Genomic DNA, 23789 nt, shown 5'->3' with positions numbered 1-23789 from the left:
CCCATGCCCGTTCAGACCCAAGAAGACATCAACCGCATCGCCTGGAAGGCCTGTGACACCTTCCGCGGGTCCATCGACCCCGCTCAGTACAAGGACTACATCCTCACGATGATGTTCTTCAAGTACATCAGCGACGTCTGGCACGACCACTACGAGGCCTACGCGAAGCAGTACGGCGACAACCCCGAGCGCATCGAGCGCTTGATGCTGCGCGATCGTTTCGTGCTGCCTGTGGTCACGTTGCCGGCGCACAAGGGCGAGTCGCCAGACAGCTTTCGGGCCGACTTCCAGAATCTCTTCGACCGCCGCGAGCGCAACAACATCGGCGAGCTCATCGACATCGCCTTGCGCCAGATCGCCGAGGCCAACAAGGACCGCCTGCATTTCGACGACGTGTTCCGCGGCATCAGCTTCAACAGCGAGAACGCGCTGGGCGACACCGCCGAGCGCAACGCCCGGCTGAAGAGCCTGCTGAACAACTTCTACGACCTGGACCTGCGCCCCAGCCACTCCAGCGAAGACGTGATCGGCAACACCTACATGTACCTGATCGAGCGCTTCGCCAGCGACGCAGGCAAGAAGGCCGGCGAGTTCTACACACCCACCGGCGTCTCCACGCTGCTCGCCCGCCTCGTGGACCCGCGCCCCGGCATGCGCATCTGCGACCCCACCTGCGGCTCCGCCGGCCTGCTCATCGAGGCCGCGCGTGCCGTGGCCGAGCATGGCGACGCGCGCAACGTCGCCCTCTACGGCCAGGAGATGAACCAGGGCACCTACGCCCTGGCCCTGATGAACATGTTCATCCATGGCTACGACGCCGCCCGCATCGAACGCGGCGACACGTTGCGCAACCCGCTACTGCTCGACGGCGACCGCCTGCTGCGCTTCGACATCGTCGTTGCCAACCCGCCCTTCAGCCTCGACCAATGGGGCGTGGACGAAGCCGGCAGCGACCGCTTCAAGCGCTTCTGGCGCGGCCTGCCGCCAAAAAGCCGGGGCGACTACGCCTTCGTCAGCCACATGATCGAGGTCGCCCTGCCTCAGCGCGGCCGCGTGGCCGTCGTCGTGCCGCACGGCGTGCTGTTCCGCGGCGCCTCCGAGGGCCGCATCCGCCAGCGCCTCATCGAAGACAACCTGCTCGACGCCGTCATCGGCCTGCCCGCCAACCTCTTCCCCACCACCGGCATCCCGGTCGCCATCCTCGTGTTCGACCGCGCCCGCGAGCCCGGCGGCGCGCGCGAGGCGGTGGACGACGTGCTCTTCATCGACGCCAGCCGCGACTTCCAGCCCGTCAAGACACGCAACCGCCTGGCGCCAGAGCACATCGAGCGCGTCCTCGCCACCCACCGTGCCCGCCAGCCGGTGGAGCGCTACGCCGCCCTCGTCAGCCGCGCCGACATTGCCGCCAACGACTACAACCTCAACATCGCCCGCTACCTCGACAGCAGCGAACCCGAGCCCGAGATCGACCTGCGCGCCGTGCAACGCGACATCGACCGCCTCGAAACCGAGCTGGCCGCCGTGCGCGCCGAGATGCGCCAGCACCTGGCGGCATTGGGAGTGCTCGAATGAGCGCGGGCGAGCTGCTGCTCTACACCACGCCCGATGGCCAGGCCACCATCCAGCTCCGCGCGCTGGACGGCACCGTGTGGCTCTCGCAGGCCGAGCTCGCCGAGCTGTTCCAGACCAGCGTTCCCAACATCAACATCCACATCCGCAACATCCTGGCCGAGGGCGAACTCATCGCCGAGGCAACCATTAAAGAACACTTAATAGTTGCCCAGGAGGGGGGCCGCGAGGTGCGCCGCCAGGTCAAGCTCTGCAAGCTCGACATGGTGCTGGCCATCGGCTACCGCGTGCGCAGCCACCGCGGCACCCAGTTCCGCCAGTGGGCCACCACCCACCTGCGCGAGTACCTCGTCAAGGGCTTCGTCATGGACGACGAGCGCCTGAAGGACCCCGGCGGCTGGGACTACTTCGACGAGCTGCTGGCGCGCATCCGCGACATCCGCGCCAGCGAGAAGCGCTTCTACGACAAGGTGCGCGATATCTACGCCACAGCCATCGACTACGACGCCGGCACCGACGCCGCCCAGGCCTTCTTCAAGAAGGTGCAGAACAAGATGCTCTACGCCGTGACCGGCCAGACTGCGGCCGAGCTCGTCAGCCAGCGCGCCGACGCCGCCGCGCCCAACATGGGACTCACCGCCTGGAAGGGCGAGCGCGTGCGCAAGCAGGACGTGACCATCGCCAAGAACTACCTCGGCAAGGACGAGCTGGCCGAGCTCAACCGCATCGTCACCATGTACCTCGACTTCGCCGAGGACCAGGCCCAGCGCCGCAAGGCCATGACCATGGCCGACTGGGCCTCGCGGCTGGACGCCTTCCTGCAGTTCAACGAGCGCGAGGTGCTGGACAACGCCGGCCAGGTCAGCCATGCGGTGGCCGAGCGGCTGGCGCATGAGCGGTATGAGGTGTTTGATGCGGCGAGACGTGGAGAGGACGCGGTGTCGGGCGTTGCCGACATTCAGACGCTTGAAGAGATAGCGAAGCGTCCGAGAGGTTCCAGTCGTGGCTAAGCGTTCGAGTGCCGCTGGCAAGACGGTGGCGGTCAAGGATCTCTGTGATTTCGAGAACGGTCATGGCTTCAGTCCATCAGATTGGAGCGATGCCGGCTTACCCATCATTCGCATCCAGAACCTGAATGGTTCGGATCGCTTCAACCACTTTGCTGGCCTGCCGGACCCACGGTGGATCGTCGAACCCGGCGACCTTCTGTTCGCATGGGCGGGTGTGAAGGGAGTTTCTTTTGGCGCAACGGTTTGGCCGGGCCCCCGGGGCGTTCTGAATCAACACATTTATCGACTGCGACCCAAGGGCGATGTGAACAAGTCCTGGCTGTGCCATGCCTTGCAGTGGGTCACGCTTCGCATCGAACAGAAAGCGCACGGCTTCAAGTCGAGCCTTATGCATGTCCGCAAGGCTGATATTGATAGCCAGTTGCTTTGCTTGCCGTCACTCGAGAAGCAGCGAGAGTTTGCGGTGGTACTGGATTGCGTTGACACGTCGATTGAGCTTGCTGAACAGCAGCTTGGTCTGCTTGAGGTTCGTATGTCGGCATTGGCCGAAGTGCTGTTTGGTAGAGCCGACAAGAAAACCAAATCGCCCCTCAGCCAATTATTTGAACGTGTTGTGCGCAAGAACACTGCCAGTTGCCACCGCACGCTGACCATCTCTGGCCGTGCCGGCCTCATTGATCAAGCCGAGTATTTCGACAAGAGCATCGCGTCCAAGCAAAACGACCACTACCTGCTGCTGCGCCGAGGCGAGTTCGCCTACAACCGCAGCTTCTCGCAGGGCTACCCCTTCGGGGCGATCAAGCAGCTGGAGCGCTACGACGAAGGCATCGTGTCGACGCTCTACCTCTGCTTTGCGCTGCGCCCCGACGCGCCGCTGGATGCAGATTACTGCCGCGATTTCTTCGAGTCCGGTGCGCTGAACCCGCAACTGCGCCGGGTCACGCAGGCGGGCGCCCGAGCGCATGGCCTGCTCAACGTCACCGCCGACGATTTCATGCGCCTGCAGATGCCCGTGCCCAGCCTGGAGCGTCAACGCGAAGTGGTGGGCATCCTGGACACCGCGCGCCGCGAGACTCAGGCAGCCGAAGCCTTGCTCGGCCGGCTGAAGCAGCAAAAGCGCAGCCTGATGCAACGCCTGTTTTCTGGTGCGCCGACGCCCATCCTTTCCGGGAGCTGAGAACTCATGGCCGCGTCATCACACTCCCCCGACTTCTCCACCAGCGAGCTCCTCGAATCCCAGCGCCCCGCGCTGCAGTTGCTGCTGGCCCTCGGCTACGAGTACCTGAGCCCGCGCCGCGCGCGCGAGCTGCGGGGTGGGCGGTTGGGCGAGGTGGTGCTGGAGCCGGTGCTGCGCGACGCGCTCAAGCGCATCAACCGCATCCAGGCCGGTGGCGAGTTGCATCTGTTCAGCGAGGAGAACCTCAGCGCCGCCATCCAGAAGCTGAAGAACCTGCGCTTCGATGGCCTGCTGACCGGCAATGCCGAGGTGCACGAGCTGCTGACGCTGGGCACGGCGCTGGAGCAGACCATCGACGGCGACATGCGGGCCCGCTCGCTGCGCTACGTGGACTGGGAGCAGCCCGAGGCCAACAGCTGGCAGGTGTCGCCGGAGTTCGTCGTGGAGCGCCAGCGCAGCACGCAGACGGTGCGGCTGGACCTGGTGTGCTTCGTCAACGGCATGCCCTGGGCCGTCATCGAGTGCAAGGCGCCCGGCGTGCCGGTGGACGAGGGCGTGTCGGGCCTGATCAGCTACCAGGGCAGCGGCCAGGCGCCGCAGCTCTTCGTCTACGCACAGCTGCTGCTGGCGCTGAACCGGCATTCGGCCAAGGTGGGCGCGGTGGGCACGGCGCTGAAGTTCTACGGCAACTGGCCCGAGGTGGTGGACGAGGAGGCGCTGCGCCAGGCGCTGGCCCAGCCGCTGCCGCCGGCCCTGGCGCGTGAGCTGAATGCCGATGCGATGGAGGCGCTGCTGCAACGGCAAGGCCCTGACGAGCCGGGCGGCGTGGCGGAGCCCGAGGCCGCTTACCATGCCGCCCGCGAGCCCAGCGCGCAAGACCGGGCGATGTTCGCGCTGTTGCGGCCGTCGCGGCTGCTGAGCCTGGTGCAGCACTACACGGTGTTCGACGGCGGCGAGCGCAAGCTGGCCCGGCACCAGCAGGTGCGCGCCATCGAGAAGATGGTGGCGCGCATCCAGCAGTGGGAGCCCAGCCCCGTGAACCGCGTGCAGCAGGACCCGAACGCGCGCCGGCGCCGCGGTGGCGTGGTGTGGCACACGCAGGGCTCGGGCAAGTCGCTGACGATGGTGATGCTGGCGCGGCGCATCGCGCAACTGCGCGGCGTGGTCAACCCTCGCATCGTGCTGGTGACCGACCGGGAAGACCTGGACGCGCAGATCGGCAAGACCTTCATGTCGTGCGAGCTCAAACCGGAGCGCGCCCGCTCCGCCCGCGAGCTGCTGGCGCTGGTGCAGAGCCCCAAGGCCCAGCTCATCACGACGCTGATCCAGAAATTCGACCGCGTGGGTGCGCTGGCCAAGAGCTTCCGGGCCGAGTCTCCCGACATCTTCGTGCTGGTGGACGAGAGCCACCGCACCAACTTCGGCTCGCTGGCGGCGCGCATGCGGCTGCTGATGCCCAATGCCTGCTACATCGGCTTCACCGGCACGCCGGTGACGCGCAAGGAGCGCGACACGCTGCAGCGCTTCGGCGGCCTCATCGACAGCTACACGATGAACGAGGCGGTGAAGGACGGTGCGGTGGTGCGGCTGTTCTACGAGTCGCGCCTGGTGGACGTGAAGCAGGACCAGCCGGCCATGGACACCTGGTGGCGCCGCATCGTCGTGGGCCTGAGCGAAGCCGAGCAGGCCGACCTGAAGCGCAAGTTCTCACGCGCCAACCTCATCAATGCCAGCGACCGCGTGCTGCAGATGATGGCCTTCGACATCAGCGAGCATTTCCGCGCCAACTGGCAGGGCACGCCGTTCAAGGGCCAGGTGGTGGCTCAGAGCCGCGCGGCGGCGGTGAAGCTGAAGGAGTACCTGGACGAGATCGGCCATGTCAGCGCCGAGGTGCTGATCTCCGGCCCGCAGCACCGCCGCGGCCACGAGGATGTTGACGATGAGCCCAACGACGACGTGCATCGTTTCTGGGCCAAGATGATGGCGCGCTACGGCAACGAGGAGGCCTACAACGAGGGGCTGATCGGTGCGTTCAAGCAGAGCGACCGGCCGGAGCTGCTGATCGTGAAGGACAAGCTGCTGACCGGCTTTGATGCCCCGCGCAACCGCGTGCTCTACCTGACGCGGGAGTTGAAGGCGCACACGCTGCTGCAGGCCATCGCCCGCGTGAACCGGCTCTACGAGCAACGCACCGAGGACGGCGGGCGCATCGAGAAGGAGTATGGCCAGATCGTCGACTACGCCGGCGTGCTCAAGGAGCTCAAGGGTGCGATGAGCAGCTACGAGGCGCTGGCAGGCTTTGCCGACGAAGACTTGCTGGGCACGGTGGAATCGGCCTACGACGAGGTGCTGAAGCTGCCCGACGTGCATGCCCATCTGCTGGAGCTGTTCCGCGAGCTGCCGGCGAGTGCGGGCATGGCGGCGCACGAGGAGTTGTTGCGCGATGAGGCGATGCGTGAGGAGTTCTATACCCGGCTGTCGGCCTTCGGCCGGTTGCTGGCGCTGGCCTTCGGGCTAGAGCGCTTCCTGGCCGAGACGCCGGCCGTGCAGGTGGAGCGCTACAAGGCCGACCTGAAACGGCTGATGGCGCTGAAGCAGTCGGCCCAACTGCGCTTTGCCGAGGCGGTGGACTTCCGCCGGCACTACGAGCCGCGCATCCGCAAGCTGCTGAACGTGCATCTGGCGGCAGACGAGGTGTTGCAATTGCATGCGCCGGTGGACATCTTCGACCCGGCCTCGGTGGATGCCGCGCTGCAGACCCGCCCCGAGAGCGAGCGCGGCCCGGCGGCTCAGGCGGACGTGATGGCGCACAACCTCAAGCGCGTGATCGATGAGCGCATCAAGCTGGACCCGGCGCAGTACGAGCGCTTCTCCAAGCTGGTGCAGGACGCCATCGACGACTACAAGGCCAAGCGCATCAACGAGTTGGCCTACCTGGCGCAGGTGAAGGCGGTGCGTGATGGGATGGCGCAGCGGCCCCAGGACGAGGTACCGGCGGCGCTGCGTGGCCAGGACGACGCGCTGGCCGTCTATGGCCTGGTGCGCCGGATCTTTGAGGGCATTGCGCCGGATCGCGCCAACGCGCTGGCAGAGATGACGGCCCAGGCGGTGATGGAGGCCCTGGGTGAGCATGCCGTGGTGGACTATTGGCGCAACCTGGAAGCTGTCAACGCCACCAAGACGGCGCTGGATCATTTCCTCTACGACGTGCTCGGCCCGCAGTTGCCGACGCCGCTGACCAGCCAGCAGATGGACGCCGTCATCGAGCAATCCATGCAGCTGGCGCGCCGCCGGGGGCTGAATGGACGCTGACTTCGAATTGCCGTCCTGGGCGACGGCGTTGGACGTGCAGCCCAGCGCCCGCCGGCAGCGCACAGCGACGCTGGAGGTGACGGGGGAAAGGCGTATCGTGGCGCGCATCCCGGCCGGCTGGGGCGCCGAGCAGGTCGCCGAGCTGCTGGCGCGGCACAGGCGCTGGCTCGACTCGCAGCATGCCGGGCTGGCGCGCTTCGAGCCGCGCACGGCGCCCCGGGCCTATCTGTCGGGAGAAACCCATCGCCACCTGGGCTCGCAACTGATGCTGCAAGTCTGCCGAGCTGAAGCCGGCACCGAGGGCGTCAGTGTGGAAGGGCACAAGTTGGTCGTTCGCGCCCTCGCTTCACGGTCCGCTGCCCAGATCGCGGATCTGGTTCATGGCTGGCGGCTGGCCCAGGCGCGAGGCATCTTTGGCGAGCGCCTGCAGCGCTGCCTGCAGCACCACGCCTTCTTCGGCCTCGCCGCGCCGATCTTGCGCCTGCGAACCATGCAGCGCCGCTGGGGCAGCCTGTCCGCCCACGGCGTGCTGACGCTCCACCCCGGCTTGACGCAGGCGCCGCTGGACGCCATCGACAGCGTCATCCAGCACGAGCTCTGCCACCTGCGAATCCGCGACCATTCACCGGCCTTTTTCGCACTGATGGACAGTGTCCATCCAGGTTGGCGGAAGGTCCGCGAACGGTTGGAACAGCTGCTCAGCTGATGAGAGGCCTCCCACGAATCGCGCTATCGAATCCCCTGACCCGGCCGCTGTCAGCCATCGGTCAGAATCGCCGCCAAGCAAAGCAATACGGAGACAAGGCCATGGAGCCGATCTGGCTGAAGCAATACCCGGCCGAGGTGCCGCGCGACGTGAACACGTCGCTCTATCCCAGCCTCGTCGACCTGCTCGACACCTCGTTCAAGAAGAACGCCGACAAGCCCGCCTACCTGATGATGGGCAAGAGCGTCAGCTTCGCGCAGGTGGACGAAGCTTCGCGCGCCTTCGCCGCCTATCTGCAGAGCCTGGGCCTGGAGAAGGGCGATCGCGTCGCCCTCATGATGCCCAACCTGTTCCAGTACCCGGTGGCCGTGGCTGCCGTGCTGAGGGCCGGTTATGTGGTCGTCAACGTGAACCCGCTGTACACGCCGCGCGAGCTGGAGCACCAGCTCAAGGACTCCGGCGCCAAGGCCATCGTCATCATCGAGAACTTCGCCTCGGTGCTTCAGCAGGTCATCAAGAACGTGCCGACCAAGCACATCGTGCTGGCCGCGATGGGCGACATGCTGGGCCTGCTCAAGGGCGCCATCGTCAACTACGTCGTGCGCAAGGTGAAGAAGATGGTGCCGGCCTTCGAGCTGCCGGGCGCCGTGCGCTTCAACGACGCGTTGGCCAAGGGCCGCAGCCTCACCTACAAGGCGCCGCAGCTGGGCCCGGACGACATCGCCGTGCTGCAGTACACCGGCGGCACCACCGGCGTTTCAAAGGGGGCCGTGCTCAAGCACCGCAACCTCGTCGCCAACATCCTGCAGAGCGAGGCCTGGTACCAGCCGGCGCTCAAGAAGATCCCGAAGGGCGAGCAGGTCGTCACCATCTGCGCGCTGCCGCTGTATCACATCTTCGGTTTCAACACGAACATGATGCTGTCCATGCACATGGGCGGCGCCAACGTGCTGGTGCCCAACCCGCGTGACCTGCCGGCCATGTTCAAGGAGCTCAGCGCACACCGCTTCCACAGCTTCCCGGCCGTCAACACGCTGTTCATGGCGATGGCCAACCACGCCGACTTCAACACGGTGGACTGGAGCAATCTCGTCATCTCGGTGGGCGGCGGCATGGCCGTGCAGCAGGCCACGGCCAAGCTGTGGCTGGAGAAGACGGGCTGCCCCATCGTCGAGGGCTACGGCCTGTCCGAGACCTCGCCGTCGGCGACCTGCAACCCGACCGACAGCACGGCGTACAGCGGCACCATCGGCCTGCCGATGCCGCTGACCGAGCTCAAGCTGCTGGACGACGACGGCGCCGAGGTGCCGTCGGGCCAGCCCGGCGAGATCGCCATCCGCGGGCCGCAGGTCATGGCGGGCTACTGGCAGCGCCCCGACGAGACGGCCAAGGTCATGACGGCCGACGGCTTTTTCCGCACCGGCGACATCGGCACCGTCGACGAACGCGGTTATTTCAAGATCGTCGACCGCAAGAAGGACATGATCCTCGTCAGCGGTTTCAATGTGTATCCGAACGAGGTGGAAGACGTCCTCACGCAGATGCCCGGCGTGCTGGAGTGCGCGGCCGTCGGCGTGCCCGACGCCAAGGCCGGCGAGGCCGTGAAGGTGGTCATCGTGAAGAAAGACCCGAATATCACCGAGGCCGACGTGCGGTCGTATTGCGAACTGAACCTGACCGGCTACAAACGGCCCAAGATCGTCGAGTTCCGCACCGACCTGCCCAAATCTCCCGTGGGCAAGATCCTGCGCCGCGAGCTGCGGGACAAGAGCTGATCGCCTATTTTTCGTGACGAGTCCTGCTGGCGGTGATCCCGCCCGCGGGCGAGGGTCCACACCGTGCTCGATCTGCTGCATTCCAAAACCGAGGCCGGGCGCGCCGAGATTCGCGCGCGCGCCCTGCCGTTGTCCCGCGCCGCGCGCAACCTGCTGCTGGTGCTGGACGCCACCAAGCCGGCTGGCGAATGGCTGCGCCTCGTCGCGGGTGCGACCGAGGCCGATCTCGAGGCGCTGCGCCAGCAGGGGCTGATCGTGCCGCAAGGGGGCTACGCGCCGCCAGCCGCCCAGCCGCCCGCTCCTGTTGCCGCACCGGCCCCGAGCGCCGCGCCTGCGCCGGCCGGTGGCTCGCCGCTGCTGGACCGTGCGGCCCTCTACACCTACATGAGCGGCCAGGCGACCAAGCTGCTGGGGCCGTTCAAGGGCTATGCATTCGCGCTGGAGGTCGAGCGCTGCGGCAGCCTCGCCGAACTGCAGGCGCTGGCGCTGCAACTCGTCGAGCGCGTGCAGAAGGCCAAGGGCGACGAGGCCGCCGCGGCAGTGCGAGAGGCGTTGGGACTCCGTTAGCGCCCGTTGGAACCTGCGGGCCGAGCGCTGGGCCGCTCCCGAGCCGGCCCGGCTTGGCGATGTGCGTGTGGCTCAATGCCGCACGCATCGCCGTCCCCTCGGGGGACCGGCCAACGTACTCGTTGGACGAGGGGCTGCGTTTCTAGCCCTGCCGGAAGCAGCGCCCGCAGACCGAGCGGTAGCGCGCGTTCCCGCCGATCTCCACCTGGGCGCCCTCGGTGACCTTGCGGTTGCTGGCGTCCACGCGCATGTTCATCGTCGCCTTGCGGCCGCAGTCGCAGATGGTCTTCATCTCGTCCATCTCGTCGGCCAGCGCCAGCAGCGTGGCCGAGCCGGGGAAGAGCTCGCCCTGGAAGTCCGTGCGCAGGCCGTAGCAGATGGCGGGCAGGTTGCGCAGGTGCGCCATCTCGTGCAGCTGCTGCACCTGCCGCTTGGACAGGAACTGCGCCTCGTCGATGAGGATGCAGGCGATACCCGGCGCGTCATTCATCAGCGCGATGAAGTCCGTGTCGGCGTCAAACTGCTCCACCTCGCGCTGCGGCCCCAGTCGCGACGTGACGAAGCCGCGGCCGTAGCGGTCGTCCAGCCGGGCCGTGAAGATGCGCACCCGGTGGCCGCGCTCCTCGTAGTTGTGTGCCACCTGCAGCAGGGCGGTGGACTTGCCCGCGTTCATCGCGGCATATCTGAAAAATAGCTTGGCCATGGCGTGTCGAATGCAGGACCGCATTGTCCGCGCCGGCCGACCCCGCGCTTGCGGGTAGGGGAAGCCCGAAGTTTGGGGAAAACCGCGGGCTTGCGAGCTAGCGTTGTCATACTTCATGTGGATCAATGCGAGCTTCGTCCCGAACTGTGCGAAGCATGAGCAAAGACACCGTGACCGCGGTCCGCCAAGACGGCCTGCGCTACCAGTCGAAAGTGGGCGGTTCGCCCTTCCTCGGCAGCGGCCATACCCGCTCCTGCTTCAAGTGCGGCAAGCACCGCGCGCCGGCCAGCCTCCAGTCCATCCGGCTGCTGGGCCGCAACGAGGTGGTCTGCAAGCCCAGCTGCAAGACGCTTCCCTAGTCTTTTAAAGGATGCGGCGCCGCAGGGGTGCCGCCTAAGCTGCGCCGGTCTCACCTGACCGGGAGCAGCAGATGCCGATTCCATTGATCGCGGCGGCGCTGTCGGCGATTGCGCCGCAGCTCGCCCAAAAGGGCCTGGACCTGCTCAGCGGCGTGTTCCGCGGCGCGGTCGACAAGGGCACGACGGAGATTGCCGATCTCATCCACGAGAAGACCGGCATCGACATCAACGATGCCGCCGACAACAAGCTGACCGAGGCCCAGTGGTCTCAGCTCAAGCAGTTCGAGTTCGAGTACCAGGGCAAGCTGCTGGCCTGCCGCCAGCAGAGCGACGCCAACCAGCTGGAGTACGAGCGCATCGCCTCCGCGGACCGCGCCAGCGCTCGGCACATGCAGGAGACGGCCATCGGCAGCTCCGACCCCTGGGTGCGGCGCTTCATCTACATCTACGCCAGCGCGCTGACGCTGCTGACGTTCATCTTCATCTTCTTTGCCGCCTTCGGGCCGAGATACGAGGCTACCGATCCGCGCGCCCGCGTCATCGACACGGTGCTGGGCTTCCTGCTCGGCGTGACGCTGTCGGCCATCATCCAGTACTTCTTCGGTTCCAGTGCCGGCAGCAAGGCCAAGGACGAGAAGATCGGCCAGCTCGGCGACGCCATCCACGCGCAGAGCATGGCCATGCAGGGCGACCAGGACGGCGGAGGCAAGCCATGAGCGACCTGGTGCGTGAGCAATCGGTCTTCCTGCTGCAGGTCTGCGAGCTGGTGAAGAAGGCCAGCGAGCTGGGCTTCTCGGCCTCGGCCGGCGAGCTCTACCGCACGCCCGAACAGCAGGCCATGCATGTCCGCAACGGCCGCAGCACGACGATGGCCAGCCAGCACCTCAAGCGCCTGGCCATCGATCTCAACTTCTTCCGCGATGCGCCCGACGGCCGGCCCCTCCTGATCTCCGACGTGGAGACATTGCGCCCCATCGGCCAGTACTGGGAGAGCCTGGACGCCGCCAACCGCTGGGGCGGCAACTGGACGAACTTCAAGGACACGCCGCACTTCGAGCGCCGCGAGGCATCGGACGCCGCGCCAGCACCGGCACAGGCACTGGTCGGGGCCATGGCTGCGGCCGGAGTGACCGCAGCGGCCGCGCCTGCGGCAGGCGCGCTGGGCCGGGGGCTGACGACCGGCGCCGTCGGCGCGCAGTGCAGCAACGCGCGCGACGACGTCGAGAGCGTGCAGCAGCTGCTCAACCTCTGCTGCACGGCCGGCCGTGTGGTGCTGGCCGAGCCGTTGAAGCCCGATGGCGCCTTCGGACAGAAGACGCTGGACGCCATCATGGCCTTCCAGCGCAGTGCGCTGGGGCAGGGCGAGCCCGATGGCCGCGTCGACGCCAACGGCGCGACGCTGCTGAGCCTGTGCGAATCGCTGCCCGAGGCCATCGCACCCGGTTGGCTGAGCCTGCTCTACCTGCGCGCCAAGGACGAGGACGTGGCCGACTTCTCGCCGCGCCTCAAGCAGGTCATGGCCAACCGCAACATCGACACGCCGCTGCGCCAGGCGCATTTCCTGGCCCAGGTGGGGCACGAGTCGGGCGAGTTCCGCTTCCGCGCCGAGATCGCCAACGGCGAGGCCTACCAGGGGCGTGTCGACCTCGGCAACCTGCAGCCGGGCGATGGCCGCAAGTTCAAGGGTCGCGGCCTCATCCAGCTGACCGGCCGCGCCAACTACGGGGAGTACGGCCGCGCCATCGGCCGCGAGCAGGATCTGCTGGACCACCCCGAACTCGTCGAGACCGATTCCGATCTGTGCGTCGATGTGGCCGGCTGGTTCTGGGCCAAGAAGAACCTCAACGCCCTTGCCGATGCCGACGACCTGACGACGCTGACGAAGCGCGTCAACGGCGGTCTCAACGGCATCGACGACCGGCGGCGCCTGCTGGTGCGGGCCAAGGCGCTGCTGGGCACCTGACCGGCGCCTGGGCGCCGGTCAGGTGCCGCGGCGACGTCAGACGGGGCCCGACCAGCCGCCGCCCAGCGCGCGGATCAAGCCCACGGTGGCCTGGTACTGCGCCGAGCGCACCTGCAGCGCCGCGCGCCGGTTGGCGAGTTCGCTGCGGCGGGCGTCCAGCAGCTCCAGCTGGCTGACGAGGCCGTTGCGGTAGCGCGTGTCCGACAGCTTCAGTGCCTGGCCGGCAGCGCTGACGGCGCGGGCGCTGGCCTCGCCCTGGGCCTGCAGCAGCGTCAGCGCGCCGAGCTGGTCTTCCACATCCTTCAGCGCCAGCAGGAACTGTTCGCGGAAGGCGATCGCCGAGCCGTCCAGCTGTGCCCTGGCCGCGTTCACGCCGGCCTCGCGGCGGCCGCCGTCGAAGATCGGCAGCGCGCCCAGCAGCCCGACGCCCCAGGTGCTGGCGCCGCTCTTCAGCAGGTTGGACAGCTCGTTGGACACGCCGCCACCCTGCGCGGTCAGCGACAGGCTGGGCCACCACGCGGCACGCGCCTCGCCGACGCGGGCCTGCGCGGCCTCGAGCTGGCTGCGCGCGGCGGCGAGGTCGGGGCGGCGCTGCAGCAGCTCGCTCGGCAGGCCGGCCGGAACGGTGGGCAGCGCGGTTGTCCACGGCGTGGGCGCCAGCGTGAAGCCCGAGGGCGCCTCGCCGATCAGCACGGCCAGCGCTGTTTCCAGCTCGATGCGCCGGCGGTCCAGCGCCAGCGCGTCAGCCTCGTTGGCGGCCATCTCGGCGCGCACGCGTGCCAGGTCCAGGTCGGCCACGTCGCCGGCGCGTGCGCGCTTCTCGGTCAGGGCCAGCGTCTCGGCGTAGGCCGCGACGGTGTTCTTGACGATGTCGCGCTCGGCATCCAGCGCGCGCAGCGCCAGGTAGCCGCGGGCGACGTTGGCCTGCACCAGCAGGCGCGCGTCGGCCAGCAGCTGCTCGCGGGCCTGCACGTCCAGTGCGGCGGCATTGCGCTCGTGCAGCAGGCGGCCGCCGAGGTCCAGCTCATAGGCCAGGTTCAGGCCGGCGCTGTACTGCGTGGCGGGCTGCGGCACCAGCTGGCCCGGCGTGGACGAGCGGCCGGCGCCGGCCGACACGCCGATCTGCGGCAGGCGGGCGGCCTGCGCCGAGCCCAGCGCGGCATGGGCCTGCGCCAGGCGGTTGGCCGCAGCCTGCACGCTGGTGTTGGCCGCCATCGCGCGGGCGACGAGGTCGTCCAGCACGGGGTCGGCAAAGGGCTGCCACCAGCTGGCAGTCAGCGCGGCCGCGCCGTTCGTGGAGGCGGCCTTGTAGGCGGCGGGTGCCTGCGGCAGCTGCGCGGGGTCAACGCTGCCGACCGAAGCGCAGCCCGCCAGCAGCAGTGCTGCAAAAAGTGGGGTCAGGTTCAATTTCATGATGAGGCTCACTTTCCTCGTTGCGGCAGGGCGTCGACGACGGGGGCGACGTGCGGCGTGGGGGTGGCGGGGGCGGCCGGCGCTGCCAACTGGCCACCGTGGTGGCGCAGCGGCGAGTTGCCGGTGAGGCGGCGCACGATGACGTAGAACAGCGGCGTCAGGAACAGGCCGAACAGCGTCACGCCGATCATTCCGGCGAACACCGCCACGCCCATCGCCTTGCGCATCTCGGCGCCGGCGCCGGTGCTCAGCACCAGCGGCAGCACACCCATGACGAAGGCCATCGACGTCATCAGGATGGGCCGCAGCCGCAGCCGTGCCGCTTCCAGCGCCGCCTGCACCGGCGTGCGGCCGGCAAACTCAAGCTCACGTGCGAACTCGACGATCAGGATCGCGTTCTTCGCGGAGAGGCCCACCAGCACGATGAGGCCGATCTGCGTGAAGACGTTGTTGTCGCCGTGGCTCAGGTACACGCCCGTCATCGCGGCCAGCAGGCCCATGGGCACGATCAGCAGGATGGCCAGCGGCAGCGACAGGCTTTCGTACTGCGCGGCCAGCACCAGGAACACCAGCAGGATGGCCAGCGGGAAGACCCACACGCCCGAGTTGCCGGCGATCTTTTCCTGGTAGGTCAGGTCGGTCCACTCGTAGCCGATGCCCGGGGGCAGCGTCTCGGCGGCGATGCGCTCGACGGCGGCCTGGGCCTGGCCCGACGAGAAGCCGGGCGCCGCGCCGCCGTTGATGTCGGCGGACAGGAAGCCGTTGTAGCGCAGCGCGCGCTCGGGGCCGAAGCTGGGCTTGACCGTCATCAGCGCCGACAGCGGCACCATGTCGCCGGTGGACGAGCGCACCTTCAGCGCGCCGATGTCCTCGGCCCGGGCGCGGTAGGCGGCATCCGCCTGCACGCGCACGGAGTAAGTGCGGCCGAACTTGTTGAAGTCGTTGACGTACAGGCTGCCGAGGTAGATCTGCATCGTGTCGAACACGTCCGTCACGGCCACGCCGAGCTGGCGGGCGCGGGTGCGGTCGAGGTCGGCGAACAGCTGCGGCACGTTGACCTGGTAGCTCGAGAACAGGCCGGCCAGCTCGGGCGTCTTGTAGGCCTTGGCCATGAAGGCCTTGAGCGCCTGGTCCAGCGCCTCGTAGCCGAGGCCGCCGCGGTCCTGCAGCTGCAGCTTGAAGCCGCCCGTCGTGCCCAGGCCCTGCACGGGCGGCGGCGGGAACATGACGATGAAGGCGTCCTCGATGGCGCCGTACTGCGCGTTCAGCTTGCCCGCGATGGCGCCCGCCGACAGGTCCGCGGTCTTGCGCTCGTCGAAGGGCTTGAGCGTCGCGAACACGATGCCCGAGCTGGAGCTGTTCGTGAAGCCGTTGATCGACAGGCCGGGGAAGGCGACGGCGTGCTCCACACCCGGCGTCTTCAGCGTGATGTCGGTCATGCGGCGGATGACGTCCTCGGTGCGGTCCAGCGTCGCGCCGTCGGGCAGCTGGGCGAAGCCGATCAGGTACTGCTTGTCCTGCCCCGGCACGAAGCCGCCGGGCACGGCCTTGAACAGGCCCGCCGTGGCCGCCACGAGGCCCAGGTAGATGACCATCATCACGGCCTTGCGCGACATCAGCGTCTTCACGCCGCTGCCGTACTTCTCGGAGCTGCTCGCGAACAGCCGGTTGAAGCGGCCGAAGAAGCCGCCCAGCACGCGGTCCATGCCGCGGGTCAGCGCGTCCTTGGGTGCGTGGTGGTCCTTCAGCAGCAGCGCGGCGAGCGCGGGCGAGAGGGTGAGCGAGTTGATCGCCGAGATCACCGTCGAGATGGCGATGGTCAGCGCGAACTGCTTGTAGAACTGGCCCGTCAGGCCGGTGATGAAGGCCAGCGGCACGAACACCGAGATCAGCGTCAACGCGATGGCGATGATGGGGCCGGAGACTTCACGCATCGCGCGGTAGGTCGCCTCGCGCGGCGAGAGGCCCGACGCGATGTTGCGCTCCACGTTCTCCACCACCACGATGGCGTCGTCCACGACGATGCCGATGGCCAGCACCAGGCCAAAGAGGCTCAGCGCGTTGATCGAGAAGCCGAAGCCGTGCATCACCGCGAAGGTGCCGATGATGGACACCGGCACGGCCAGCAGCGGGATGATGGACGCGCGCCAGGTCTGCAGGAACAGGATGACGACCAGCACGACGAGGGCCACGGCTTCCAGCAGCGTGTGGATGACCGACTCGATGGACGCGCGGACGAACTGCGTCGGGTCGTAGACGATGGTGTAGTCCACGCCTTCGGGCATGGCCGTCTTCAGGTCTTCCATCGCGGCGCGCACGTTGGCCGAGATGTCCAGCGCGTTGCCGCCCGGGGCCTGGAAGATGGGCACGGCGACGGCGGACTTGTTGTCCAGCAGCGAGCGCAGCGCGTACTCCGACGCGCCCATCTCGATGCGGCCCAGGTCTCGCAGCCGTGTCACCGCACCGTTTGCGCCTGTCTTGACGATGATGTCGCCGAACTCCTCGACCGACTGCAGCCGGCCCTGTGCGTTGACGGAGAGCTGCAGATCGATGCCCTGCAGTCCCGGCGACGCGCCGACCACGCCGGCGGCAGCCTGCACGTTCTGGCCGCGGATGGCCGTCACCACGTCGCTGGCCGACAGGCCGTGCTCGGCCACCTTCTGCGGGTCCAGCCAGATGCGCATGGAGTAGTCGCCCGAGCCGAACAGCTGCACCTGCCCGACGCCGGGGATGCGCGCCAGGCGGTCCTTGACGTTGAGCAGCGCGTAGTTGCGCAGGTAGGTCATGTCGTAGCGGCCGTTGGGCGAGGTCAGGTGCACGACCATGGTCAGGTCGGGGCTGCTCTTGACCGTCGTCACGCCCAGGCGCTTGACCTCCTCGGGCAGCCGGGCCTCGGCCTGCGCGACGCGGTTCTGCACCATCTGCTGGGCCTTGTCGGGATCGGTGCCGAGCTTGAAGCTGACGGTCAGCGTCATCAGGCCGTCGGTGGTCGCCTGGCTGCTCATGTAGAGCATGTCCTCGACGCCGTTGATGGCTTCCTCGAGCGGCGTGGCCACGGTCTCGGCGATGACCTTGGGGTTGGCGCCCGGGTACTGGGCGCGCACGACGACCGAGGGCGGCACGACGTCGGGGTATTCCGAGATCGGCAGCGCGCGGATCGACAACAGGCCGCCGATGAAGATCAGCAGCGACAGCACGCCCGCAAAGATCGGGCGGTCGATGAAGAATTTGGAGAGATTCATGGGTGCTCCAGGCAGCACATCCCCCGCAGGCCGGCTGGACCGGCCCGCTGACGGGGCTTGCGCTGAATTGGTGGGCTAGATCAGGAGTTCTTGGCGCTGGCCTGTTGTGCTGCCAGCTCGGGCTTGGCGTCCATCGCGACGTCCTTGGGCGCGAGGACCGAGCCCGGCCTCACGCGCTGCACGCCGCCGACGACGATGCGCTCGCCGCCCTTGAGGCCGCTGGTCACGACGCGCAGGCCGTTCACGTTGGCGCCCAGCGTCACCGGCCGCCATTCGGCCTGGTTGCCGGCGCCGACGACGATGACGAAACGCTTGTCCTGGTCGGTGCCGACGGCGCGCTCGTTGACGAGCAAGGCTGCTTCGTTCTTTGCCTGGCCCATGCGCAGCTTGGCGAACTGGCCGGGGATGAGGCTGCCGTCCTTGTTGTCGAACACGGCGCGCACGCGCAGCGTGCCGCTCTTCGCGTCGACCTGGTTGTCCACCAGCTGCAGGCGGCCGGTCTGGCTCTGGTCCGAGCCCGCCAGCATCTCGACCGGGATGCGCTCCAGCCCGCGGCGATCGGCGCCGCCGCCCGGCAGTGAGGCCAGCGCGTCGCGGACGATCTTCTCGTCGGCGTCGAAGCTGGCGTAGATCGGGCTGACCGACACCAGCGTCGTCAGCACCGGCGCACCGGCGCCGGCAGCGACGAGGTTGCCGGTCGTCACCTCGATCTTGCCGACCCGGCCGGCCACCGGTGCGCGCACCTGCGTGTAGCCGAGGTTCAGCTGGGCCGACTGCAGCGCGGCCTGCGCGGCGCGCAGGTTGGCAGCACCCTCGCGGGCGGCGTTGTCCTTCTCGTCGAATTCGCGGCGGGCCACGGCGCGGTCCTCCAGCAGCGCTTTGCTGCGGGCCATCTCGCTTTGCGTGTAGGTCACCCGGGCCTGCGCCGCGGCCACCTGGGCTTCCAGGCGCTGCACCTCGGCCTGGTAGGGCGCGGGGTCGATGGTGACGAGCAGGTCGCCGGCCTTCACGAGGCTGCCTTCGCGGAAGTGCACGGCCTGCACGGCACCCGACACGCGGGCCCGCACGTCCACGCGGTCCACGGCCTCCAGGCGGCCGGAGAACTCGTTCCAGGCCGAGACGTCCTGGCTGACGACCTGGGCCACCGACACCGGCGTGGCCGGCGGCGCCGTGGGGGCGGCGTCGGCGTGCGCGGCGCCGCTGCCGAACTGGGCAATACCGATGGCGCCGAGGGCGACGACGGCGGCAGCGCTGGCAATCAAGCCGACGCGACGATTCAGACGTGGGGTGGTGGACTGCATTTCGAGTTCTCTCCGAGGGTTCAAGCAGGATGGGCGGCCAGAGCCCGGCGCGTGGCCTGGCTCAGGAAGTCGTGGAGGGGCGCCAGCGCGTGGCCGGGGGCGAGCGAGGGCAGGGCCAGGTCCTTGGCACAGCCGCCGTTGGCGCGCAGCGCGGCCGCGTAGCGGCGCGCCTCGTCGTTGAGCGGATGGCCCGCCACGCCCAGCACCAGTGCGGGCGGCAGGCCAGCCAGGCGGGTGGCGTTCAGCGGCGCGGCGTAGGGGTGGTCGGCGCGCGTGCTGCCGCCCAGGTAGGCCTGCCAGCCGCGGGCGTAGGCGCACTCGCAGCCGCCGCATTCGCCGTCGCGCATCGACGGGCTGCCCAGTGCCGGGTCCAGCATCGGCGAGATCAGCAGCTGGCCGGCCAGCGCGGGTGCCTGCTGGTCGCGGGCCATCAGCGCGAGGGCAGCTGCCAGGTTGCCGCCGGCCTCTTCACCGGCGACGAACAGCGCCGTGCGCGCGTTGCCTGTCAGCCTGGCAGGCTTGGCAGCCAGCGCCCGCAGCGCCTCGAAGGCCGCAGCGAGCGCGGCGGGGAAGGGGTGGGCGGGCGCCAGTGGGTAATCGATGGCGACGACGTCGGCGCCGGCCGCGGCCAGCAGCTCGGCACGCGCCCGGGCCGAGGCCAGCGAGCCGCCGGTGAAGCCGCCGTCATGCAGCCACAGCAACAGCGCCCGGCCGCCCGCGTCCAGCGGCTGGCGGGCGGCGTAAACCTCCGCCGCCAGGCCGGGGGCAGGGCCCAGGCACAGCGAGGTGGGTGTGGCGAGTTTGTCCATGGGCCGAAAGATAGAGATTGGTGTCCCATAAATAAACGCCCCTCGCGGCGACTCACTTTTCCTTCACATGGAACAATCTGCCGACTCAGCAACCGCGAGCCCCGGCGCTCAACAGCGAAAGTCCATGGACCGTCTCACCGCGATGCAAGCCTATGTCCGGGTCGTCGAGGCCGGCACCTTCACCAAGGCCGCCGACTCGCTGGACCTGCCCAAGGCCACCGTCACGCGCCTGATCCAGACGCTGGAAACCCATCTGCGCACCAAGCTGCTGAACCGCACGACGCGCCGCGTCACGGTCACGCCCGACGGCGCCGCCTATTACGAGCGCGCCATGCGCCTGCTGGGCGACCTGGAGGAACTGGAAGGCAGCATGAATCAGGCGCGCGTGACGCCGCGTGGCCGCATCCGCATCGATGTGCCGGGCGTCGTGGGACGCGAGATGATCATTCCGCACCTGCCGGACTTCTACGCGAAGTACCCCGACATCCAGATCGAGCTGGGCGTCAGCGACCGCACGGTGGACCTGATCAGCGACAACATCGACTGCGTGATCCGCGGCGGCGAGCTGACCGACCAGAGCCTCGTGGCGCGCCGCATCGGCGAGTTCCGCTTCATCACCTGCGCGACGCCCGAATACCTGAAGCGCTACGGCACGCCCGCGCATCCGCTGGAGCTGGGCCAGGCGCCGCACCGCATGGTGGGCTACTTCTCGGCCCGCAGCGGCAAGGTCATGTCGGACACGTTCAAGCGTGGTGACGAGCAGGTGGAGGTGGTGGGCAACCACGTGCTGGCCGTCAACGACGCCAACGCCTACCTGAATGCCGGCCTGGCCCACCTGGGCATCGTGCAGGTGACCTGCTTCATGGCCGGGCCGCTGCTCAAGAGCGGCGAGCTGGTGCGCGTGCTGGAAGACTGGGACGCCGAACCGGTGCCCGTCTACGTGGTCTACCCGCCCAACCGCCACCTCAGCAGCAAGCTGCGCGTGTTCGTCGACTGGGTCGTCGAACTGATCGGCCGCGAGGCGCTGGGCGGCGTGAAGATGCGCTGTACGAGCTGAGGTCCGGGGCTCAGGCCTCGTCGCCCGAGGCGATGGCGACCTGCGCTTGGCCGAAGTCGGCTTCGGACGGGGCCGGCGCGCTGACGGCCAGCAACATGCCTGCCGCCAGCGCGGCAACGGCCGTCACGGCGGTGATCAGCGAGAAAAGCGAGCGGATGTTGTTGTTCATGGTGACTCTCCTTGGCCGACCCGCGCTCACCAAGTGGTGAGCTAGATCGGCAGGTTGTCACTGTAGGAATTGCGCGGCTTGAGAAAAAGCCGGCGCGGCCGAACGGCGAGTTGCTCGCCGCGGAACAATCCGCGGCTTGAAAGGCGCTCAGGCCTTCTTCGGAGCCCCGCGCCCGCGCTCTTCCAGCCAGGCCTTGGCCGTCGAGAAATGCCCGCAGCCGATGAAGGGCCGCGGCGGCTTCAGCGCCGACAGCGGCGACGGGTGGTTGGCCTTCAGCACGAGGTGGCCCTGGCGGGCAGCCTCGATCAGCGGCGCCTTGGCCTGGGCATAGCTGCCCCACAGCATGAAGACCTTGGGCGCGGCGTCCTCGGCCGCGGCCTTGATGAGCGCATCGGTCAGCGCCTCCCAGCCGCGGTTGGCGTGGCTGGCGGCCTGGCCGTCTTCCACGGTCAGCACGGCGTTCAGCAGCAGCGTGCCGCCCTCGGCCCAGCGCACCAGGCTGCCGGTGGGCGGGAAAGGCTTGCCGAGGTCGCGCTGGATCTCCTTGAAGATGTTGCGCAGGCTGGGCGGGAAGGGCACGCCCTCAGGCACGCTGAAGGACAGGCCCTCGGCCTGGCCGGGGCCGTGGTACGGGTCCTGGCCGAGGATGACCACGCGCGTCTGCGACAGCGGCGTGAGCGTCAGCGCGCGCAGCGGCTCGGGCGGGTAGATCATCGCGCCGGCGGCGTGGCGCTCGGCCAGGTAGGCCAGCAGCTTCTGCCCGACGGGCGATGTCGCCCAGGCGTCGACGACGGGGCGCCAGTCGGTGTCCGGCAGGCTCAGCGGGAAGTTCATGCGAACAGCGTCGCCAGCGCGGCGCCCGGGTCCGGCGCGCGCATGAAGGTCTCGCCGACGAGGAAGGCATTCACGTTGGCGTCGCGCATGCGCTTCACGTCGGCCGCGCCGAGGATGCCGCTCTCGGTCACCAGCAGCCGGTCGGCCGGCACGCGCGGCAGCAGGGAGAGCGTCGTGTCCAGCGTCACGTCGAAGGTGCGCAGGTTGCGGTTGTTGATGCCCAGCAGCGGCGTCTTCAGCTTCAGCGCACGGTCCAGCTCGTCGCCGTCGTGCACTTCCACCAGCACGTCCAGGCCGATGGCGTGGGCGGCGGCTTCGAGGTCGGCCATCTGCGAATCGGCCAGGCAGGCGGCGATCAGCAGGACGCAGTCGGCACCGATCGCGCCGGCTTCCATGATCTGGTACTCGTCGACCATGAAGTCCTTGCGCAGCACCGGCAGCTCGCAGGCCGCGCGGGCCTGGCGCAGGTAGGCGATGGAGCCCTGGAAGAACTTCTCGTCGGTCAGCACGGACAGGCAGGCCGCGCCGTTGCGCGCGTAGCTTTCGGCGATCAGCGCGGGCTGGAAGTCCTCGCGGATCACGCCCTTGCTGGGGCTGGCCTTCTTGATCTCGGCGATGACGCCGGCGTGGCCCGCGGCGATGGTGGCGCGCAGCGAGCGCTCGAAGCCCAGCTGCTCGCCGCGGCGGGCTTCGGCCTCCTCACGCTGCGACGCCAGCGAGCGCTTGAGCTTCGCGGCGGCGACTTCTTCCCACTTGACCTCGACGATGCGATTGAGGATGTCGCTCATGCCTTGCCTCCGAGGTTCTGCGTCACCTTGACGAAGCTGTCCAGCTTGGCGCGAGCCGCGCCGCTGTCCAGGGCCTCGCGGGCGCGGGCAATGCCGTCCGCGATGGTGGTCGCGACGTTGGCAGCGTACAGCGTCGCGCCGGCGTTCAGCAGCACGATGTCGCGTGCCGGGCCGATGTGGCCGTCCAGCACGCCCAGCAGCATCTGGCGCGACTGCTCCGGGCCTTCGACCTTGAGGCTGCGGTTGCTGGCCATCTGGAAGCCGAAGTCCTCGGGGTGCACCTCGTACTCGCGCACGGCGCCGTCCTTGAGCTCGCCGACCAGCGTCGTCGCGCCGAGCGAGATCTCGTCCATGCCGTCCTTGCCGTAGACGACGAGGGCGTGCTCGGCGCCCAGGCGCTGCAGCACGCGCACCTGGATGCCGACGAGGTCGGGGTGGAACACGCCCATCAGGATGTTGGGCGCGCCGGCCGGGTTGGTCAGCGGGCCCAGGATGTTGAAGATGGTCCGCACGCCCAGCTCGCGGCGCACCGGCGCGATGTTCTTCATCGCCGGGTGGTGGTTGGGCGCGAACATGAAGCCGATGTCGCACTCGGCGACGGAGGCCGCCACCTGGCGCGGCGTCAGCTGGATGTTGGCGCCCAGCGCCTCCAGCACGTCGGCGCTGCCGGTCTTGCTGCTCACACTCCGGTTGCCGTGCTTGGCCACCTGCGCGCCCGCGGCCGCGGCGACGAACATCGAGCAGGTCGAGATGTTGAAGCTGTGCGCGCCGTCGCCGCCGGTGCCGACGACGTCGACGAGGTGTGGCTGCGGTGCCAGCGGCACCTTGTTGCTCAGCTCGCGCATGACCTGCGCGGCGGCGGTGATCTCGCCGATGGTTTCCTTCTTCACGCGCAGGCCGGTCAGCAGCGCGGCGGCCATGACGGGCGACATCTCGCCAGCCATGATGCGGCGCATCAGCGTCAGCATCTCGTCGTGGAAGATCTCGCGGTGCTCGATGACGCGGGTCAGGGCTTCGGTGTCGGTGATGGGCATG

General features: G+C 68.5%; 20 protein-coding genes. 11 read left to right on the top strand and 9 right to left on the bottom strand.

Features of this window, described 5'->3' with window-relative positions; all coding sequences use genetic code 11:
* Positions 1-3: 3 nt before the first annotated feature.
* The 7 genes from ACG04R_RS01285 to ACG04R_RS01255 all read left to right on the top strand — a co-directional run bounded on the left by ACG04R_RS01285 (position 4) and on the right by ACG04R_RS01255 (position 10116).
* Positions 4-1572 (top strand): type I restriction-modification system subunit M, encoded by a 1569-nt coding sequence (locus ACG04R_RS01285; protein WP_394405786.1) that lies wholly within the window; start codon positions 4-6, stop codon positions 1570-1572.
* The gene (locus ACG04R_RS01280) at positions 1569-2579 is read left to right on the top strand and encodes a virulence RhuM family protein (RefSeq protein WP_394405784.1); all 1011 of its coding nucleotides are present in this window, start codon (positions 1569-1571) and stop codon (positions 2577-2579) included. The genes ACG04R_RS01285 and ACG04R_RS01280 overlap by 4 nt, the downstream gene beginning before the upstream one ends.
* Positions 2572-3756, top strand: coding sequence for a restriction endonuclease subunit S (locus ACG04R_RS01275; protein ID WP_394405782.1), 1185 nt, complete (start codon positions 2572-2574; stop codon positions 3754-3756). The genes ACG04R_RS01280 and ACG04R_RS01275 overlap by 8 nt, the downstream gene beginning before the upstream one ends.
* Positions 3757-3762: 6 nt before the next feature.
* Positions 3763-7068 (top strand): type I restriction endonuclease subunit R, encoded by a 3306-nt coding sequence (locus ACG04R_RS01270; protein WP_394405781.1) that lies wholly within the window; start codon positions 3763-3765, stop codon positions 7066-7068.
* A complete protein-coding gene (locus ACG04R_RS01265) occupies positions 7058-7774 on the top strand; it encodes a M48 family metallopeptidase (protein WP_394405779.1) in 717 nt (238 codons plus the stop codon). Before ACG04R_RS01270 ends, ACG04R_RS01265 begins: the two co-directional genes overlap by 11 nt.
* A 101-nt stretch (positions 7775-7875) precedes the next feature.
* Positions 7876-9549 carry a long-chain-fatty-acid--CoA ligase gene (locus tag ACG04R_RS01260; RefSeq protein WP_394405778.1) on the top strand — a complete coding sequence of 558 codons (1674 nt, stop codon included), beginning with the start codon at positions 7876-7878 and terminating at the stop codon, positions 9547-9549.
* 63 nt (positions 9550-9612) lie between these two features.
* Positions 9613-10116 carry a hypothetical protein gene (locus ACG04R_RS01255; RefSeq protein ID WP_394405776.1) on the top strand — a complete coding sequence of 168 codons (504 nt, stop codon included), beginning with the start codon at positions 9613-9615 and terminating at the stop codon, positions 10114-10116.
* 142 nt (positions 10117-10258) lie between these two features.
* Here ACG04R_RS01255 and ACG04R_RS01250 read toward each other — a convergent pair whose 3' ends face one another.
* A complete protein-coding gene (locus ACG04R_RS01250; protein WP_394405774.1) occupies positions 10259-10819 on the bottom strand; it encodes a thymidine kinase in 561 nt (186 codons plus the stop codon).
* A 155-nt stretch (positions 10820-10974) separates the two neighbouring features.
* On the opposite strand from ACG04R_RS01250, the gene ACG04R_RS01245 reads away from it, so the two are divergent.
* The 3 genes from ACG04R_RS01245 (at position 10975) to ACG04R_RS01235 (ending at position 13141) form a co-directional block, all read left to right on the top strand.
* Complete coding sequence (locus ACG04R_RS01245; protein ID WP_394405772.1) at positions 10975-11178, top strand: hypothetical protein; 204 nt, start codon at positions 10975-10977, stop codon at positions 11176-11178.
* 71 nt (positions 11179-11249) lie between these two features.
* Positions 11250-11894 (top strand): hypothetical protein, encoded by a 645-nt coding sequence (locus ACG04R_RS01240; protein WP_394405770.1) that lies wholly within the window; start codon positions 11250-11252, stop codon positions 11892-11894.
* On the top strand, positions 11891-13141 hold the full coding sequence (locus ACG04R_RS01235) for a glycoside hydrolase family 19 protein (RefSeq protein WP_394405768.1): 1251 nt from the start codon (positions 11891-11893) through the stop codon (positions 13139-13141). The genes ACG04R_RS01240 and ACG04R_RS01235 overlap by 4 nt, the downstream gene beginning before the upstream one ends.
* A gap of 36 nt (positions 13142-13177) precedes the next feature.
* Here ACG04R_RS01235 and ACG04R_RS01230 read toward each other — a convergent pair whose 3' ends face one another.
* The 4 genes from ACG04R_RS01230 to ACG04R_RS01215 all read right to left on the bottom strand — a co-directional run bounded on the left by ACG04R_RS01230 (position 13178) and on the right by ACG04R_RS01215 (position 19906).
* Positions 13178-14554 carry an efflux transporter outer membrane subunit gene (locus ACG04R_RS01230; protein WP_394405766.1) on the bottom strand — a complete coding sequence of 459 codons (1377 nt, stop codon included), beginning with the start codon at positions 14552-14554 and terminating at the stop codon, positions 13178-13180.
* 8 nt (positions 14555-14562) lie between these two features.
* Positions 14563-17796, bottom strand: a complete 3234-nt coding sequence (locus ACG04R_RS01225; protein WP_394405765.1) for an efflux RND transporter permease subunit — start codon at positions 17794-17796, stop codon at positions 14563-14565.
* Between the two features lie 80 nt (positions 17797-17876).
* The gene (locus ACG04R_RS01220) at positions 17877-19097 is read right to left on the bottom strand and encodes an efflux RND transporter periplasmic adaptor subunit (protein ID WP_394405763.1); all 1221 of its coding nucleotides are present in this window, start codon (positions 19095-19097) and stop codon (positions 17877-17879) included.
* Positions 19098-19117: 20 nt separating this feature from the next.
* Positions 19118-19906: an alpha/beta hydrolase fold domain-containing protein gene (locus ACG04R_RS01215; protein ID WP_394405761.1), complete on the bottom strand. Its 789-nt coding sequence runs from the start codon at positions 19904-19906 to the stop codon at positions 19118-19120.
* A 124-nt stretch (positions 19907-20030) separates the two neighbouring features.
* Between ACG04R_RS01215 and ACG04R_RS01210 the strand changes: the two genes are divergently transcribed.
* Positions 20031-20963, top strand: a complete 933-nt coding sequence (locus ACG04R_RS01210; protein ID WP_394405760.1) for a LysR family transcriptional regulator — start codon at positions 20031-20033, stop codon at positions 20961-20963.
* Positions 20964-20973: 10 nt separating this feature from the next.
* Here ACG04R_RS01210 and ACG04R_RS01205 read toward each other — a convergent pair whose 3' ends face one another.
* The 4 genes from ACG04R_RS01205 to trpD form a co-directional block, all read right to left on the bottom strand.
* The gene (locus ACG04R_RS01205; RefSeq protein ID WP_394405758.1) at positions 20974-21132 is read right to left on the bottom strand and encodes a hypothetical protein; all 159 of its coding nucleotides are present in this window, start codon (positions 21130-21132) and stop codon (positions 20974-20976) included.
* 147 nt (positions 21133-21279) lie between these two features.
* On the bottom strand, positions 21280-21966 hold the full coding sequence (locus ACG04R_RS01200) for a uracil-DNA glycosylase (protein WP_394405757.1): 687 nt from the start codon (positions 21964-21966) through the stop codon (positions 21280-21282).
* Positions 21963-22754: an indole-3-glycerol phosphate synthase TrpC gene (gene trpC, locus ACG04R_RS01195; protein WP_394405755.1), complete on the bottom strand. Its 792-nt coding sequence runs from the start codon at positions 22752-22754 to the stop codon at positions 21963-21965. The genes ACG04R_RS01200 and trpC overlap by 4 nt, the downstream gene beginning before the upstream one ends.
* Entirely contained in the window at positions 22751-23788 is a 1038-nt protein-coding gene (trpD, locus tag ACG04R_RS01190; protein WP_394405754.1) for an anthranilate phosphoribosyltransferase, read from the bottom strand. The genes trpC and trpD overlap by 4 nt, the downstream gene beginning before the upstream one ends.
* Between the last annotated feature and the right edge of the window lies 1 nt (position 23789).

This window comes from Pelomonas candidula (assembly GCF_043555985.1).
GTDB lineage: Bacteria > Pseudomonadota > Gammaproteobacteria > Burkholderiales > Burkholderiaceae_C > Pelomonas > Pelomonas candidula.
Note: the sequence above shows the minus strand (reverse complement) of the source record. Positions and strands in the feature narration are given on the sequence as shown.

Coding starts and splice junctions, on each gene's coding strand:
- ACG04R_RS01210 (WP_394405760.1), top strand. CDS start 20,031: ATGGACCGTCTCACCGCGATGCAAGCCTATGTCCGGGTCGTCGAGGCC.
- ACG04R_RS01215 (WP_394405761.1), bottom strand. CDS start 19,906: ATGGACAAACTCGCCACACCCACCTCGCTGTGCCTGGGCCCTGCCCCC.
- ACG04R_RS01245 (WP_394405772.1), top strand. CDS start 10,975: ATGAGCAAAGACACCGTGACCGCGGTCCGCCAAGACGGCCTGCGCTAC.
- ACG04R_RS01265 (WP_394405779.1), top strand. CDS start 7,058: ATGGACGCTGACTTCGAATTGCCGTCCTGGGCGACGGCGTTGGACGTG.
- ACG04R_RS01270 (WP_394405781.1), top strand. CDS start 3,763: ATGGCCGCGTCATCACACTCCCCCGACTTCTCCACCAGCGAGCTCCTC.
- ACG04R_RS01280 (WP_394405784.1), top strand. CDS start 1,569: ATGAGCGCGGGCGAGCTGCTGCTCTACACCACGCCCGATGGCCAGGCC.
- ACG04R_RS01230 (WP_394405766.1), bottom strand. CDS start 14,554: ATGAAATTGAACCTGACCCCACTTTTTGCAGCACTGCTGCTGGCGGGC.
- ACG04R_RS01220 (WP_394405763.1), bottom strand. CDS start 19,097: ATGCAGTCCACCACCCCACGTCTGAATCGTCGCGTCGGCTTGATTGCC.
- ACG04R_RS01250 (WP_394405774.1), bottom strand. CDS start 10,819: ATGGCCAAGCTATTTTTCAGATATGCCGCGATGAACGCGGGCAAGTCC.
- ACG04R_RS01240 (WP_394405770.1), top strand. CDS start 11,250: ATGCCGATTCCATTGATCGCGGCGGCGCTGTCGGCGATTGCGCCGCAG.
- ACG04R_RS01205 (WP_394405758.1), bottom strand. CDS start 21,132: ATGAACAACAACATCCGCTCGCTTTTCTCGCTGATCACCGCCGTGACG.
- ACG04R_RS01285 (WP_394405786.1), top strand. CDS start 4: ATGCCCGTTCAGACCCAAGAAGACATCAACCGCATCGCCTGGAAGGCC.
- ACG04R_RS01225 (WP_394405765.1), bottom strand. CDS start 17,796: ATGAATCTCTCCAAATTCTTCATCGACCGCCCGATCTTTGCGGGCGTG.
- ACG04R_RS01235 (WP_394405768.1), top strand. CDS start 11,891: ATGAGCGACCTGGTGCGTGAGCAATCGGTCTTCCTGCTGCAGGTCTGC.
- trpC (WP_394405755.1), bottom strand. CDS start 22,754: ATGAGCGACATCCTCAATCGCATCGTCGAGGTCAAGTGGGAAGAAGTC.
- ACG04R_RS01200 (WP_394405757.1), bottom strand. CDS start 21,966: ATGAACTTCCCGCTGAGCCTGCCGGACACCGACTGGCGCCCCGTCGTC.
- ACG04R_RS01260 (WP_394405778.1), top strand. CDS start 7,876: ATGGAGCCGATCTGGCTGAAGCAATACCCGGCCGAGGTGCCGCGCGAC.
- trpD (WP_394405754.1), bottom strand. CDS start 23,788: ATGCCCATCACCGACACCGAAGCCCTGACCCGCGTCATCGAGCACCGC.